We start from the raw sequence: 15,244 nt of genomic DNA, 5'->3' as shown, positions 1-15,244 counted from the left end.
CATGGAAAAGAAAACGGCGCGCCTGACCGTACTCATTGATCCTGACAAGAAAAAAGCGTTGGAAGAGCTGTGTTTGCAACAGGACGTCACCCCCTCCCAGGTGATCCGCCAGCTGATACGCGACTATCTGCACAAACACCAGGTGGAATATCCGAGCCAGCCGACGCATTCCAATCCGCGCGTGGATAATGCCTGAAGTCAGATGGCGCAAGACTCGCGCCATCTGTCATCGCTACAGTAATGCCAGGCATGAGTGATATCTGATGGCAACGATTCTGGAGTGTTCACCGGCGCCCATCTGGCGAGCACTTTGGCAAATCAGCGCCCCTTCATATCATTAGCAAGGTATAAATATCATTACCTAACTATTATGATGACTATTTCAACTGTTTAATTAGTTATTCACAACCTTTATGATTAAAGAAATTCCTACTGTTAAACTAATTTCACAGCTAATGATATGACCTATTTTAACAATACCTTTCCAACCCACACAACCTCTATGTGCAATTCATTGATTTGTTTTGCTTTATAAATTCCGTTAACAAAATAAATACAATTGACCGTTGTTTATTTGATTCTTTAAATAATTTTTCCATGGTTTTGTTAACGCCGTGATTTGCTTGATTATCTCGATCACAACAAAAAAATACTTCATTTATTTTTAAGTGTCAGTTGATTTTTTAGTCGCCATTGCTATTGTTGAAGTTGAGTAATTCATCGCTCCCGACCCGAAAAGTAAATTCTATTTTTATACTCACAAATGTATAAGGATCAGATCATGCCCATTAAAAAATACGTCATTCTTGACAGCAATCCGGCTGCTGTTGGGAATGATGACTTTATTCTATTAGGTTTGAAAAATGAAGGTTTTGCCAGAGGTTGTCCGATGTTATTTGGCGGAACTGCTGATGCAAAAGACGGCCCGGTCGATGGCAAGAACTTTGCCTTAAACGTAATTAAAAGAGAAACCTGGGAAGAGACCCTGCACAATATCGAAGTTGAACAAGTCGTTCGCTATAAAGTTTTCCCCAATGATATTACTTTCTATACCAGCAAGGTATTTACCTTCAACGGAACAGTGAAGCTTGGTGGCGAATTCGCCTGGATACGCAAAGTCAGCAAAGGAAAACTAAAAGCCTATTTTAAAAACAAACCTTCTGCCACTAAAGATATGTTTGCTCAAGAACTGTATGCCATGACGTTGGATCCCCATATAGAACCTACAGATACTCAATTCGAAGAATATCTTGGTTCGGATACCCTGAGCGCCATTTACGCTTATTGCAAAGAAACCTGTAAATAAATCATTAATCGCTTAATTAGCTATGGTTTGGTTCATTGCCACCATCGCTTGCGCACGTTTATGTCTGAAACTTATTGGGTACTGATATTATGATCACTCAAGGTTATACGTCAGATGAGAAGACTATTGTTAAAAATGTCATCAGCAAATATAGCAATGCCGGCCTGTTTATTATTGAACCCGGCGATCCCTTGCTGGTCAGTTTTTACGATATTCAATTAAAACTTGCCGGTCTTACCCCGGGTAATACTCCGCAGTTTACTCAATGCTGGCAACAGGCAAAACGGCTTAAACTCAGTGCCGGCCGGTTGAGCGATGCCGGTAATGGCTCTGCTCAACCGGTATACAGCATTGTCCGGCTGGACTCTACCGACGGTCGAAATTATCGTGCCAATGCCATAGGTTCCCTGCCTGTCTCGGCGACAAACGTAACGCAGACCCTTGGGCTGTTTGACGGCGAAGCCGCCAATGTAGGGCCGGTTAACTACAACCAGGCCTATGTCTACGCCGCAGACTGCGCCCTGAGTGCCGACGGGGTTTATCCGGGTAGCCAGATTGCTGCAGATTATCCGGTCACGGTGATTTATACCTTTGCACAGACTATCGGTAACCAGACGGTGTACGGGGCAGAGATCATTACCAGCCAGAGTTATCCAAAAAATATCTATAATGAGTCACCGCGGAGTCTTATTAATCCAAATGAAATCAAGATCTGCCTGACCCGCGATGAGGCCGACTGTGACTACCGTAATAATTATGACGGTTCGGTCAGGGTGCCTATTAAAGGCAATATTACCTACCTGGGGCAAATTGAGCTCAACGGTGGTCAGCCTGTTAAAGCCAGCAATACCATTTATTTGATACGGACTCGTGCCGGCGGCGATCCTGTCACCCCTTTCGGTAACTACAATATTTTCAACTCGGCCAACACCCGAATCATTGGTGACAATATCTCCTGGGATCTGGACTGGCTGAGGTTCAATCAGGTTGACTTTGACTCCGGCGAGTGGATTTATTATGTATTCAAAGTCATTCTCAATGTCGATGGAAAAAGCATTGCGACCTTTATCACCAACGCACCTAAAAGCCTTGAGCCAGACCAGCGCTTCTTAAATACTGAGCTATTAAAACCCATGCGTATTGTTTATGGCTGCCTGGCTGAAAACACAAGAATTCTGATGCAGGACGGTGGTGAAAAATCAATTTCCGACCTGGCTATCGGCGAATACGTATTATCGAGAAACAATATCCCGCTCAGAATTGAAGCTATCACTAATGGTCTGGAGCGCAATTTCATCGAAATAACCACCCAGAACAGCAAGGGTAAAATAAGAACCATCACCAGCAGCCTTGGCCACCCTTTTATTACCTCAGCCGATGTAGTGATTGCTCGCGAATTGAATCACACCTCTAAATTAATCACCCTGGAGGGTGAGTGCGAAATTATAAGCATTGAGCAACAGCAAGGAGAACTGAAGGTATATAACCTGCAGCTGACGGCTGAAGCGCCCGTTGACAAAGGTCTGTACGATGACAACACCCTGTATGCCAACGGTATATTGGTCGGTGACCTCCAGATGCAGCGTATCTATGAGGACGAATATTACCAGCGCCCGGTGAATATCCTGAGCAAACTGCCAAAAGAATGGCATCAGGATTATCAAAACCATCTCAACGCGGCGGGTAAATAACTCATGTATCAGGGCTACCCGGATTTTCAGCAGATTATCATTAGCGATCGGCTTAGGTTTATCGCTACCTATCAACAGAATGATAGCTATTTCTTATACCCGGACTCCGTCAGCATTCTGGTCGCGGAACCACTGGCTTTCTCGCTGGATATTGTTCGCAGCCCCAGCACCGACAGCATTTACGGTTGGCTGAATTTCACTACCGAACTGCAGTATGCCGCAGGCCAAAGCCTGGTGGATTTCAAGCAGCAACACCCGGATAAAGCGGTGAAGGTGTTACCCGTATTACCAGGCAGCCTGGGGTTTGACGTCCCTATTGAGTATCACAGTGCCCTGCGCGGACAAAGCTATGACGCCACCTGGTATTCGGCTCAGTGTATTCAGTTTATTATTTTGCTGAACTCGGCCAGCACCCAACTGATTGAGAAAACCTTGCTCGACGATACCATCGGCTTTAATGCCCGGCTGGACGGTTTTGTTGAGGGGGTATCGCCGCGCATGGCGTATTCCGTCGAGTTTGATCCCCGCGCGCTGATGCTGGTGCTGGCCGACGGGGCCAAAGGCACGCATCTTGTTGACGATGACCGGGTAGCGTTTGACTATGACCTGCTGACGCAATATATCTATCAAAATCTCGCGCGGCTGCCGCTGCAAATCAGTCCCCCCTTGCCGGAGAATCATCCCGAGGAGAATCTGCTTTTCAGCCAGACATTGCTCGATCGGCTCTATAATTCGCTGGGTTCGCCCTACGCCGGTCCCGCCTCCAGCAATACGGCGATGATCGCCCTGCGGGTACCGGCGCAAGGCGGCCGGGTGATCTTTAAACTCGACTCGGTGGTGCTGAGCCAGCGCCCGCTGTGCTTTATTCTGGATCCTTTTGCCGCCGCACAGCAAATCGCCAGGGTCTCGCCCGACAGCATTATTCACCGCACTACCGCCCCGCCAATTCCGCAGGGTGAACGGGAGATAGACGTTTTCTACGCCTTCCCGCTGGGGTTGAAAAGCAATGTTTCTATCGATATCCAGCTTATCGTGCCGGCGGGGGATATTTACCCGCTGGAACAAAGCCAAACTCAGTTGCTGCGCCCCGACCAGAGCCGGTTGACCTTCCGTTTTTATACCAGCTCACTGGAGGCCGAACCCTTCTTCTACCAAATCCGGGTTAATTATCCGCAGGAGGGTGGCTGGCGCATCCTGTACGGTGAACGACAATCGTGCGAACAACAGGCTCTGGTGCTCGATTACGCCGCGTTACCCTGCCAGTTCCTAACCATCAATATTGATCCGGGTTTTGCCCGGGAAAGCAGAATTGGCGGGCTTTATCATTCTGCCGGCTGGCAGCAGGATTTGGCCTTAACCGCCGCCGCACCCTACTTCAGTTGTCCGATCCTCGGTGATGAAACCTATGCCGAAGCAACCGCCTATCAGCTTGCCGGCAGCGGCGTCGTGCCGCTGCCGATGCCAATTACCCAGCCCACCACCATCGGGGCTTACAGCTTCCCGCAGTTTGGCTCACAGCGAGCACGGATCACCGTCATTCTGCCCACTGAAATGCTTAAAGCCACGGTGCTCTTTCAACCCCAGGACACCGACCGCACTACGGAGCATACCTTCACCCACCAACAAAACAGTTTCGATTACTCGTGGACTGTCACTTCTATCTTTGCCTGCGGATTCCGCTACCAGACCCCTTCGGGCCAATGGTCGGCATATGTGACCGGCGAACAAACGATTGATATCAAAGGTGAAAAATGAACGCTGAAGATTTGAACCCTCAACAAACGCTACAGAACTTTTTCCTGCTTGGTCGAGCCTTCGCTTTTCACGACCAGACGCAACCGTCGGAGTGCTACACCTACGGCAGTTTTACTCCGCAGGTGGTGCTGGAGGGTAAGGTCAGCGCGCTGCATTTGCTGACCAGCCCCGGTGGCGGTCTGGCGACCTTTATCGCGCCCAATCTGCCGGTGGATACCGCGGCGATTGAATCCTATATCCGCCAGCATTTCATCCCGGCGCCGGGAAAAATAACGCTGCAACAGGGCGACATACGCCAGTCGCTGTTTCTGCGCTTTGTCCACCAGCCGGAGTCCGGCAGTTATAACGTCGAATTCGAACAGTCAAAAATGCCGCTGACCCATGCCGAAGCCGGTCTGCTGGACAACGCCATTCGCGGAGCAAAGAGCCAGGTTTATCTGGTGACCCACAGTCGGTTTAGCGTTAGCAGCCGCGTTGCAGCCAGGTTGGAAACCGACTGGGTGGCTTTTTTAACCCTGGCCTTTAACCAACAGGCGCGGCAACCGGAAGTTATCGCCGTTTTGCTTAATCAGCAGATCGACGCCGGGGTCATAACCCTGCTGGAACAGTTTGATAACGATCCTTCGCAACAGACCCGCGAACTGGTCAGAAACGCACTGGTGAATACCGCAGCGCTACTGGTCAGCAATACGCTGCGTAACATCCATTCCATCGATGAGATCCCCAGCAAGATCAGCTACGACGTCAGCTACAGCAATAGCGTGCCGCAACGCTATTTGCTGGTTCAGCAGCAGGATATTGCCGCCTTGCTTGGCCAACTGCCCGCCGACGGCATTATCACTTTTACGCCGACGCCGTTGCCCGAACCTACCCGGCCGGATAAGCCGATAAAACACCGCGAATGCGTGGTGAGTCTGGGGTTCAACCCCAAGAGTTTTAACATCATGTCGATCGAGTTGCGTTATGCCCAGTCGCAAACGCCGATGCAGTGGCCCAGCTTCCCTCCGGTCACCTTGAAAACCACAGAGGAGGTCAGCGTTATCACCCTCAAAGTGACGTTTTCCGATTACACCAGCTATGAAAGCCAACACGGCTGGCAAGACACCCTGGCGCTCACCCCGCAAGACCTGGGTTTCTATAGCCTGCTGTTCGAGGCCGAACAACTGAAGGCGAAATTTAAGTCAATTAGCGGCACCGCCACTTATCAGCCGGCAGGTCAGGCAAAAAAACAAAACTTCAGCTTTTCGTTTTCCACCCAGCAGTGGCAGGCCAACTGGTGGATTAATGCCCATGCCAGCGGTTTAAACGGCCGCGTTGACTACCAATGGCAAGGCAAACTCGACTCGATATTCCCCAAAACCTACGACTCTGGCCCGCTACAGGCCAGCGCCAGCCCCGTCAAACTGCAATACAACAAGTGACATAAACAAGAGGAACGCCCTATGTTAACCACCGCTTTGCAGCAATCGGTCAAGATCGCCACGGATAAGTATCTGGGTATTAAGGAATATGCCTTTACCTGTTATGGCGACAGCATTGATAAGAATATTTACTATGTGGTGCCGGAGATCCCGGTGTTTGTCGCCAGGGATACCAAAAGCCCCTATTTCATGTTCTACAAGTATCGTAGTGAAGACACCCAGGGCGGCTATGCGCAATTTACCGTAATGCTGCCGCAGCCTGATTCGGAGATGAAGAAAAAGATCAGCATCGAGTTACTCGGCAAGCTTAAAGATCCGCTGATCGCCAAATCCACCCTGATCGTCAAGTATGTTCAAGCCGAGCAGGCCTCGGTGGCCGACCCTGAAAATGCGACCAAAAAAACCGCCATGGATACCGCGTTGCGCAATACCGGTTTAAATGACGATCAGGCTGCCAGATTTGTCGCGTTATATGACAGCAACCAAGGCAATGACCAATTCGTGCCTGAATTGACGCCAATAGAAATCAAGCTGGAAGTCCCAAGACTCACCTCGGCACATGCTTCATTGATTCTGGACAGCAACGAGAAATTCTATCGCCAAATCCCCACCACGGTGTCGCCATCAGGCCTGGGGGATAACAACACCGTTTTCAGCCTTTCACTCACGGGCGAAGGCGCCACCCTGTTCGAACAGGTGTTGAAAGGCACCGATACCAACTCCAGCGTAGGCATTCGCTTCGATTTCAGTCTGGATGCTTCCCTGCCAGCGGCCAAAGTTACGGTCAGCTACGACAGTGAAATCACCAAATCGGTGACGCAAAACATCACCTACCACACCTGGTCGGCCGATGAGAAAAAGATTGAACGCGAATATATCGAAAAAGGCGCGATCAAGGTCGATGTTCAGACCGGACTCTCTTACGAAGAAATGGGCATGACCGAGGACCAATACCTCAAATGGAAAGAGGGGCTGACCGCCTGGGGGCAAAAACAGGTAGAGCAGATTTTGAGTAGCCAAACCGGGCTGGACATGAGCCTCGAATTGCTTAACGACGCCGACGGCTTTGATAAATTCAAATCCAGCCTCAGCGAAACCAAAAGTTTTACCCGCGTCTATGAGGAAAACTCGGTGGTCTCTTTCTCCATCGCCCCTCAGACCCAGTTGCCGTCTATCCAATCCATCGTCGGCGAAGAGAATCTGAAAGATTACTTTAAAGAGTACGATCTCAACGATCCTTTCTATCAGTACATTCAGCCCGAGTTTTTTGTCACTCAGGATCTGGCGAAGTACAACGTGGCCAATATCGTGGTGACCGCCATCTACGACAAAGACAATCAGAGCACTCTGCAGTTTTCCCCTGGCGACAGCGAACCGAAGAAAACCGGCAAATGGTTTATCAACCCCGAGCTGGGCCGGGCATTTAGATACTCCTATACCGTCAATTTCACCGGTATGCAGGCCAAGCCCTATCACTCTGGCGAACTTCAGAGCGATCAGGATTTGGTTATCTCCATCAACGTGGCCGAATGCGGCATCGTTTATGCCGACATTTCCACGCTGCTCGATCCTATGGGATGGAAAGTCTTCAGCCAGGTGGTGATCAAAACGCAATATTCCGATCCGGATAAGGGCGTCAAAATCAAAACCGACAGCCAGGTAGTCAGTGAGTCGACGCCTCCTCACCCCTTTATTTACCCGATTGGTGTTGATGTGGATAAGCCGATTTATTTCTCCACCGATTACTATGCCCTGGATGGTGACAGCCTGACCTACATCCCCGACGGCGTTGAGACCAGCCCGCAGCTACCGGGTTATGGGCTGATCCGTGGCCACCAGATCCTGGTCGCCAATGCCCTGCCGAAAGCGCAGAAGTACACCATTATCTTCAAGCCAAGCCAGAAGGAGATCACGCTGATCACCTATGAAATGGTGGTGTATTACCCGAAATGGGACTTTACGCAATCCCAATCCCTTGCCCTGACCGAGTTTGATTCTAAATCCCTCACCCAGTATCTGACCTTCAATCTGATGCAGGCTGAAAAAGACAACAAGGTGGAGATCAAATACATCGCTACGGTGTATTACGGCGAAGATAACCAGGAAAAAACCGTTGAGAAGGAAGTGACAGGAACCAGCACCATTGTGGTGGTGACTTTCTGATGCGTTGAGCCCCCAGGGCAAAGCTTCTTTGCCCTGGATCACCTTCATCAAATGGGAAGGTCGCTATGAACACTCAGGTCGTAGTGCAAAACATCTGTTTTATCCGGGCCGACCCGGACAGGCCCATTTATTATTATTGCGCGGCCGCGCCGGGCATTAGCGTTATTAACGGTGACCAACCGGCAGTCCAGCTACAGATATTCAGGAACAGCAGCCAACCGGCCACGGTTTACTATGCCATGCTGTCGTTGCAAACCCAGTTAACCAGCAGCCCCGAGGCGGCACGGGTGGCGGCAGCGGCCAGTCCCGACATGCCGCGCGACGCGGTGTTATTACCCATGCAGGCGATCGCTTGCAGCGCCACGCTGAACATTCCCGGCTTTATCGATGGCCAAACCAGCAAGACTTCACTGAGCGACCAACAAAACTGCTATCTGTTGGCCAAATTACCGGCTGACGCGGATATCGCTCTGTTGGCCAGTCTGATGGCGACCCCCGCCACTGCGCCCATCACCATCAGCTACAAAATTGACTATCTGCTGCAGTTGCCGCCAGCCACCTTTGAGCTGGAAGCCCGTTGGGATCAGGTTTATCAATTTCTGCAACAGTCGGTCGGTTTCAATCTGCTGATTTTTTCCGTCGATATAGAGGAAACCTCATCGCAGTTAATCAGCAAGAAAGTGGTGACCATTAAAGTCAGGGACACCGACCCCGATGGGCACTTCAAGCAGGCGGTGGCCGAGTTGACGCAGATCCTGACCGGCGAGTTCTTTACCCCGGTGTTTGCCGAAGTGCCGCAGCAAGACAAGCCCAGGGCCGGTTTTTATCTGCAAAGACTGTCGGTAGAAGATATTGATCAGCGGCGTTTAAGCGGCAAGCTGAGCGAAACTACGGTGGTCAAACGTTCGCTTTATCCGCAGGCACTGTTTGCCGAACTGGTCGCCGGCACCGACTATCAGGCCGACCGGGTGATCAGCCAAAGTGACCTGCAGGATGACTTTTTCGCCCACCGTGAAGTTCGGGTCAGCCTGCTGTCAGACGAGCTGGACGTTAACGTCCAATTGGTCATGGTGCGCCTGCGCTATGGCTCGGACAGCAAGCAATACACCTTTCGCCTCGGCGATATCGGGCCGAAGCTATTCAGGTCACCGAGTATTACCGATCCTGAAACCGGCAAAATGCTGTGGCCGGTCGAATACAGCTTCACCGTCTATCTCAATCAGGCCGTGGGCGGCGTGAGATCGGTCAGTTCCAGCGTAATGCAAACCGAACTGAACGATGTCTATCTGGATATTGAGTCGGTCTACGGCCGCTACGATTTTGTCATTGAGGCCGCCAGCCTGTTCGACTGGCGTTGGTACCAGTCGGTATTGGTCACCCTGCGCTGCCGCCATATTGGACAGCCGGTAGCCAGCCTGACGAAAAGCTTTCAGATTAGCCAGACAACGCAGCAGGACAGCTACCCGGTGATGCTGCCCAACCCGGATCAGTATTTGTTTGACGTCACCAAGGAATACAGCAGCGCCGTTAACTCGCCCCATATCTCTGTGCTGTTAAACGAACCGACCAGCCAGGATGTGTACCTGGTCTCCAGCCTGTATCACCAGCGGGTGTTGATGATTGCCGCCAACATGGACTGGCAACAGGTGGCGTCGGTGCTGGTTTCTGCCAATTATGCCTATTTGCCCGGTGATGACGCCCCACCTCTGCAGCAAATTTTTCAGTTTACCGCAGCCGATGCCGCCCCTCAGTGTTTTAGTGCCGACCAAATCGACCCCGAACGACGTAGTGTCGATCTGGAGATTTGGTTTACCTACCAACCGGACCAAGGCGGGGATAAGCCCGATTACGTCCAAACCGCAACCGTTCAAGACGATATCGATATCGCCAACCTCATTTAAGGAACCATCATGTTATTACTCAGAGCAAGAACTGCCACAATCAACAACATCACCTTCTTTGCCGACGACTCCGATGACAAGCAGTTCTGGTATTTGCCCGGTGATATCCATATCGCAGAAAAAGACGGGAAACCCGTTTTTTCATTGATCAAATACACCGGCGACGGCAGCGGTCAGCAAGGGGGTTACATCAACTTCGAGGTCAATACCTCGATCGATGCCGCCGAGCTGGACGCCGCATTTAACGAATACCTGCGTAAACTCAAGGTTGATCCGAAAACCGCCCGCAAGGCTCAGGTGCCGTATGACAAAGGTACGGTAAATTTCTTCGTGCTTGACGTCGGCAGCAATGCCAACGGTGAGTTGATCAGCGCGCAGTGCCCCAGCCTGTTTGGCAACAATAGCGCCATTTTCAGCGCCAAACTGACGCCACAGCAGGCGGTGATCCTGGAGGCGGCCTTTAACCAGGCGCAGGCACCGGCGGCCGTGGCCTATAACCTCAGCTTTACCGGTATCACCCCGGCGTTAAAAGTTGAAGTCGAGGCCAAGTTTGAAAGCATCTACAAAGAGTTCGATGTTAAATTTGGCGCCAATATCCCGATCCCGGTGCAAACCCCGGCCAGTTTTTGGCTGGGCTTTGACAGCGTAATCAAAAAACTGCAGCAGGATCAGAAGTTGATCATCAAGGTCACCGAGAGCATGCCGAGCGAGGAGGAAGCCAAAGAGAAAGAATGGGCGCTGCAGTTTGTCAAAGAGGAGATCCTGAAAAGCTTCTTCACCGCATCGCTCAAACCCAATGATGACAGCAATACCCAGGCCAAATCAGCCAGCGACTCCATCCTGGAATCTCTGCTCGCCAGCGGCAAAGAAGACGGCGAAGAAGGCGGCAAAGGCGGGCTGTTCCCCAGCGCCTCGCTGGAAATAAAACTGGTGCGCATCGAAGAAACCAAAAGCCTGAACTTCAACTACACCTCATCAAAAGCCCTCAGTCAGTCGGCGGTGCCGCAAAACTTTATCGGCAGCGACATTCTGCGTGCCAAAAAAGAGCCGCCTTATTTTATTGAAGTTAACGTTAACGATCCCTTCTTCCAGAAAATCGACTTTACCGTGCTGGGGCCGGACGGTTTTGCCGAATACGGCATTAAGGCCGCTACCTTCAAAATCGAATATAACAAACAGATTTATACGCCGACCGAGGCGTTCACGGCTGATGATGAGAAATGGGGCAAGGTCATCTCCCGCAGCCCGGATATCAATGAACGCTTTGTGATCCACAGCGAGTATGCCTTCAAGTCTGCCGCCACCACCGGCTGGGAAGGCAGCAGCAGCTACCAGCCGCGGTCGGTTTCGGCTTCGACCCTGCTGAATTTGGATCCCGGCGCGGTGCTGACCTTCAACGAGATCTCCATCTTCCTCGACCGGAAATTCTCCTGGGAGAATTACAACCAGGTGATCGTCGAACTGACCTACCTGGACGACAAAAAGAGCCGAAAAATCAAGAAATACTCGTTTAATCCGGATAAAACCGAGGAACAGACCTTTAAGTATCGCTGTCTGACCGAGCAGCCCTGGACGGTCGATTACAAAATCACTTATCTGCTGGTCGGTGGTGACAGCGTCACGCGTGATGGCAGCGAGAATCCGCCGGCCATTGTTATTCCTGCCGTGGCATAGGTCATTGACGATGACCGAACGCAATACGATATTACCAGCGGCATGGAACGCCCTGGTAAGCGCCCTGTGTCAGGAGGCGCCCTATTTACGCCGCTCACTGGTGCCCGAAATCACCCGTTTTAGCCAGGCGCGCCAGGCTTCAGGCTGCTTGTCCGCGGCCTTTAACACCAGCCTGTTGGGGTATAACGGCTGTCCACTGGAGTTCACCGTCTCATCGTCAAAACCGCAGGCACTTTCCTGCACGCTGGACCCTTTTTTGCCACGCTATGCCGAAAATCGTGGGATTGAGGCTTTTTATCGGCACTACCAACAGATCACGGATTCACCCGCGCAGGACGATGCAGAGGCCTGTTTGGCCAGCGTCAGCCAGATGCAGCGCCAGGCGGTCCACCCCCTGCGGTTTGGCTCCTGGCTGGGACGCAAATATAGCCCGGAGACGGTTAAAACCAAGGTCTACTCCGAGGTACCGCCCGACGGTGCGGTGGAAGTGGTCAGGCCTGATTACCCTGCTGCTGCCTGCCAGCAGGCCGGTTTGTCACTACTGATGCTGGGTTATTACCCACAACAGGTCGACTCGCCGCGTGAATATTACTTTCAGTGGCACAGTGCGCTAATCACTGAGGCTGATATTGCGGCAGTCATGGCCTTTTTTGACTGTGAAGGGCTATTTCCGGCGTTGGCCCCCCTGCTGGAGCGCGCCCGGCAACAAACCCTGAGTCGCGAAGGTTTTCCACCCACCACCTACGGTTTTAGCCTGGTCTATAGCCCCGGTGGTGAACTGGAAAGCTTCACGCTGTTTTCCATGGCGGCCAGTTTCTTTGGTGATAACCTGCGGGTGTTCCCCGCGGTACAAGCCTTGTTGACGCAAAGTGGCCAAGCCATGCCCTTGTTGCAAGGCGTCATGACCGCGCAGGTTCCCCTGCAATTCAACGTGGTGGGTTTTTCGGTGGATATGCAGGGCCGTCATGCCATCAGCTGTACTTTCAGCCCGCAAAATACCCACTTCGAAGTGCAGCCGCAGCAACCGATTTCATCCGCCAGCAATAATAATGAGGGTGCCAGTTTAAGCGCCTTACTGAGTCAGCAGTGTGCCAGCGGCGCCTTTGCCGCCCATGTCAGAACCCCGGACGGACGCTGGCATCAGGATGAAAACGCCTTTGTTACCGCGCAGGTGCTACGCACCCTGGATCACACCCCGCAGACCGAGCCTTATATCGAGAAAGCGCTCGATTTTTTAATCGCCTGTGAAACCCGCCCGTGCCATTTCAGCTTTTGGCCGCGCACTGCCCATCCGCAATGGATGGCGAACCAGAGTATCTGCGCCGACATTGACGACACCGCGATTATCACCGAATTGCTGTACAAGTTTGGGCGCATTTCACTGTCACAGGTCGGGGAGACGATTTCGCACATGAACGGCTATCAGCTACGCCGGGTCGATCCCCGTCAGGCCGCCGAGCAGCACCAATGGGCGGAGTGCCAAAGTTTTCACACCTGGATGAAAGATGACAATGACATCCGTCAGTTGGATTGCTGCGTGAACACCAACGCGCTGATCCTGCTCCACGCCCTGGTGAACGGCAGCGACGCCGTGTTACCGGCTTACCGACGCATTATTCAGATGCTGAATCAGGCGCTGCAGTGGAGTGACCACCGTTACGATCGGCTCAGTTCGCTAACGCCCTATTACGCTCACCCCAACGAATGGCGCATTGCCCTGGAGTACGCCAGGCTGGCGGGGATCCCGCAACTCACGCCGCTGATTGACGCATTGGCCCACTGGCAGTGGCCCGCCGGCCAGTTGGAAAGCCCGCTGTACCGTCGGCACGACGGGCGCTTTCTCTGGACCTCCTCCTGCCTGAACCAATTCAGAACTTTGGCCCAAACCGAACCCACTGAGGATAGCCATGAATACCTTTCTCAATGATCTGGTGACACTAAACCAAATTATTCTGCTCAATGCCCGTGAGCAATTTCCTGACGTTGAGGGCAAACAGCTACGCTACCGGGCGGCAGCGCCAATGCGAGAGGATGACCTGACCGCGGAGGTCTGCACCGAAATCGTTTCAGGGGAAACCCGCTACCAGATTGCCACCAGCACCGACGGCACCAGTTGGCGCATGCAACTGGACTTTGCCCTGAATCACTCTATCCCGCAGATTCCCTATGTGGTGCTGAGCTACACCCGCTTTGGCAGCGTCGAAGAGATGATTTTTGACCAGGTATTGCTGACACCACAGGAAAATCGCTATCAGGCACAGCTGGATCTGTACAAGCTGGAGCAACGCGACGCCTTGCTGCAGGCCTTGTCGGATTACGATGCGCAAACCACGCTGGTGGTAGCAGTCAAAACCGAGCACGGCCTCACCAACACCGTCACCGACCCAAAAGTATTCTACTTTGCCGAAAACTATTATCCGTATATTTATCAGGGCATTGTGCCGCCACCGCCGCGCCTGCAGCTGATCCTCACGCCATTGCAGTACCAGCAACTCTGGTATAACTACTATCAGGACTACGTGCGCAAGAATTACCTTTATTATCTGCCGGATACCTTCCTGCTGGGCACGGATACCGATGGCAAGCCAATGCTGTCGATATCCTTCTCCGCCGACGATCACGCTACCTCGTTGGGGGATATCAAAGTGACCTTTGACTACTTCCTGTCCCCCAAGGTCAATCAGGGCCGCATTGCCGATGCCACGGCACAGTTTTCACAAATGCAGCCGGACGCCCGGCTGGCGCCTTTCGCCAATGCGGACTCACTGGTGTTGCAGTTGGCGTTACCCGAAGGCAAAACCGAGGAGAAAAATGCGCTGATCAACCTGCAAAGCGGCATAGTCGATTCATTCACGCTGCCCGCCCAGCAGTTCGCGTTGATCTGGGACGCGTTATTCGATCGTTCGCCGCAAAACCTGTTGCTGAAAGGCTATCTGGCGGTGCAGTTTATCGGTTTTAACCCGGATAACCTGCCGGTGATACTGGCGCTGGATGCCAAATATCAGAGTAAGGTACGTGACTTTATCAAACAGACGGCACCGGTCGACATCTACAAAACCATTGAATTCAGAAGCGACAGCGGAGCTTACGATCCCTCTGGGCCGCGACCTATCAAACGCATTTTGGTAAATATCGATAACCAAACCGTTGAGTTGAACAGGGAGCACCCTAATCATGACGTCACGATCAAGGTCTCGGCATTGGATCTGATCCTCAATCCGGATAAAAAGCTGATTTATCATTACGACCTGCAGGTTTTCTACGTCGATGGCGGCATGACGCCCTACTACGATAAAACCTCCAGCTTTGAGATCATTTACGTGCCGTGAAGAG

General features: G+C 52.0%; 10 protein-coding genes. All 10 read left to right on the top strand.

From position 1 onward, the window contains the following. Window position 1: 1 nt before the first annotated feature. The 10 genes from ACSOSI_RS12785 (at window position 2) to ACSOSI_RS12740 (ending at window position 15,240) form a co-directional block, all read left to right on the top strand. A complete protein-coding gene (locus ACSOSI_RS12785) occupies window positions 2–196 on the top strand; it encodes a ribbon-helix-helix protein, CopG family (RefSeq protein WP_012145111.1) in 195 nt (64 codons plus the stop codon). 585 nt (window positions 197–781) lie between these two features. Further along, window positions 782–1,306, top strand: coding sequence for an NUDIX hydrolase (locus ACSOSI_RS12780; protein WP_041418562.1), 525 nt, complete (start codon window positions 782–784; stop codon window positions 1,304–1,306). Between the two features lie 89 nt (window positions 1,307–1,395). Beyond that, window positions 1,396–2,997: a Hint domain-containing protein gene (locus ACSOSI_RS12775; protein WP_476707212.1), complete on the top strand. Its 1,602-nt coding sequence runs from the start codon at window positions 1,396–1,398 to the stop codon at window positions 2,995–2,997. Between the two features lie 3 nt (window positions 2,998–3,000). Further along, the gene (locus ACSOSI_RS12770; RefSeq protein ID WP_476707211.1) at window positions 3,001–4,752 is read left to right on the top strand and encodes a hypothetical protein; all 1,752 of its coding nucleotides are present in this window, start codon (window positions 3,001–3,003) and stop codon (window positions 4,750–4,752) included. After that, the gene (locus ACSOSI_RS12765) at window positions 4,749–6,173 is read left to right on the top strand and encodes a hypothetical protein (RefSeq protein ID WP_476707210.1); all 1,425 of its coding nucleotides are present in this window, start codon (window positions 4,749–4,751) and stop codon (window positions 6,171–6,173) included. Before ACSOSI_RS12770 ends, ACSOSI_RS12765 begins: the two co-directional genes overlap by 4 nt. A gap of 21 nt (window positions 6,174–6,194) precedes the next feature. Further along, on the top strand, window positions 6,195–8,336 hold the full coding sequence (locus ACSOSI_RS12760; protein WP_476707209.1) for a hypothetical protein: 2,142 nt from the start codon (window positions 6,195–6,197) through the stop codon (window positions 8,334–8,336). Window positions 8,337–8,401: 65 nt separating this feature from the next. Then, window positions 8,402–10,237: a hypothetical protein gene (locus ACSOSI_RS12755; protein WP_476707208.1), complete on the top strand. Its 1,836-nt coding sequence runs from the start codon at window positions 8,402–8,404 to the stop codon at window positions 10,235–10,237. A 9-nt stretch (window positions 10,238–10,246) separates the two neighbouring features. Beyond that, window positions 10,247–11,911, top strand: a complete 1,665-nt coding sequence (locus ACSOSI_RS12750) for a hypothetical protein (RefSeq protein ID WP_261407957.1) — start codon at window positions 10,247–10,249, stop codon at window positions 11,909–11,911. Window positions 11,912–11,921: 10 nt separating this feature from the next. Next, window positions 11,922–13,838, top strand: coding sequence for a hypothetical protein (locus ACSOSI_RS12745; RefSeq protein WP_476707207.1), 1,917 nt, complete (start codon window positions 11,922–11,924; stop codon window positions 13,836–13,838). Next, on the top strand, window positions 13,819–15,240 hold the full coding sequence (locus ACSOSI_RS12740) for a hypothetical protein (protein WP_476707206.1): 1,422 nt from the start codon (window positions 13,819–13,821) through the stop codon (window positions 15,238–15,240). Before ACSOSI_RS12745 ends, ACSOSI_RS12740 begins: the two co-directional genes overlap by 20 nt. Window positions 15,241–15,244 lie beyond the last annotated feature (4 nt).

This window comes from Serratia sp. AR11 (genome assembly GCF_056376275.1).
Note: the sequence above shows the minus strand (reverse complement) of the source record. Positions and strands in the feature narration are given on the sequence as shown.

Excerpts from the sequence above, each read along its gene's own strand:
- ACSOSI_RS12785 (WP_012145111.1), top strand. The coding sequence starts at position 2 with ATGGAAAAGAAAACGGCGCGCCTGACCGTACTCATTGATCCTGACAAG.
- ACSOSI_RS12780 (WP_041418562.1), top strand. The coding sequence starts at position 782 with ATGCCCATTAAAAAATACGTCATTCTTGACAGCAATCCGGCTGCTGTT.
- ACSOSI_RS12775 (WP_476707212.1), top strand. The coding sequence starts at position 1,396 with ATGATCACTCAAGGTTATACGTCAGATGAGAAGACTATTGTTAAAAAT.
- ACSOSI_RS12770 (WP_476707211.1), top strand. The coding sequence starts at position 3,001 with ATGTATCAGGGCTACCCGGATTTTCAGCAGATTATCATTAGCGATCGG.
- ACSOSI_RS12765 (WP_476707210.1), top strand. The coding sequence starts at position 4,749 with ATGAACGCTGAAGATTTGAACCCTCAACAAACGCTACAGAACTTTTTC.
- ACSOSI_RS12760 (WP_476707209.1), top strand. The coding sequence starts at position 6,195 with ATGTTAACCACCGCTTTGCAGCAATCGGTCAAGATCGCCACGGATAAG.
- ACSOSI_RS12755 (WP_476707208.1), top strand. The coding sequence starts at position 8,402 with ATGAACACTCAGGTCGTAGTGCAAAACATCTGTTTTATCCGGGCCGAC.
- ACSOSI_RS12750 (WP_261407957.1), top strand. The coding sequence starts at position 10,247 with ATGTTATTACTCAGAGCAAGAACTGCCACAATCAACAACATCACCTTC.
- ACSOSI_RS12745 (WP_476707207.1), top strand. The coding sequence starts at position 11,922 with ATGACCGAACGCAATACGATATTACCAGCGGCATGGAACGCCCTGGTA.
- ACSOSI_RS12740 (WP_476707206.1), top strand. The coding sequence starts at position 13,819 with ATGAATACCTTTCTCAATGATCTGGTGACACTAAACCAAATTATTCTG.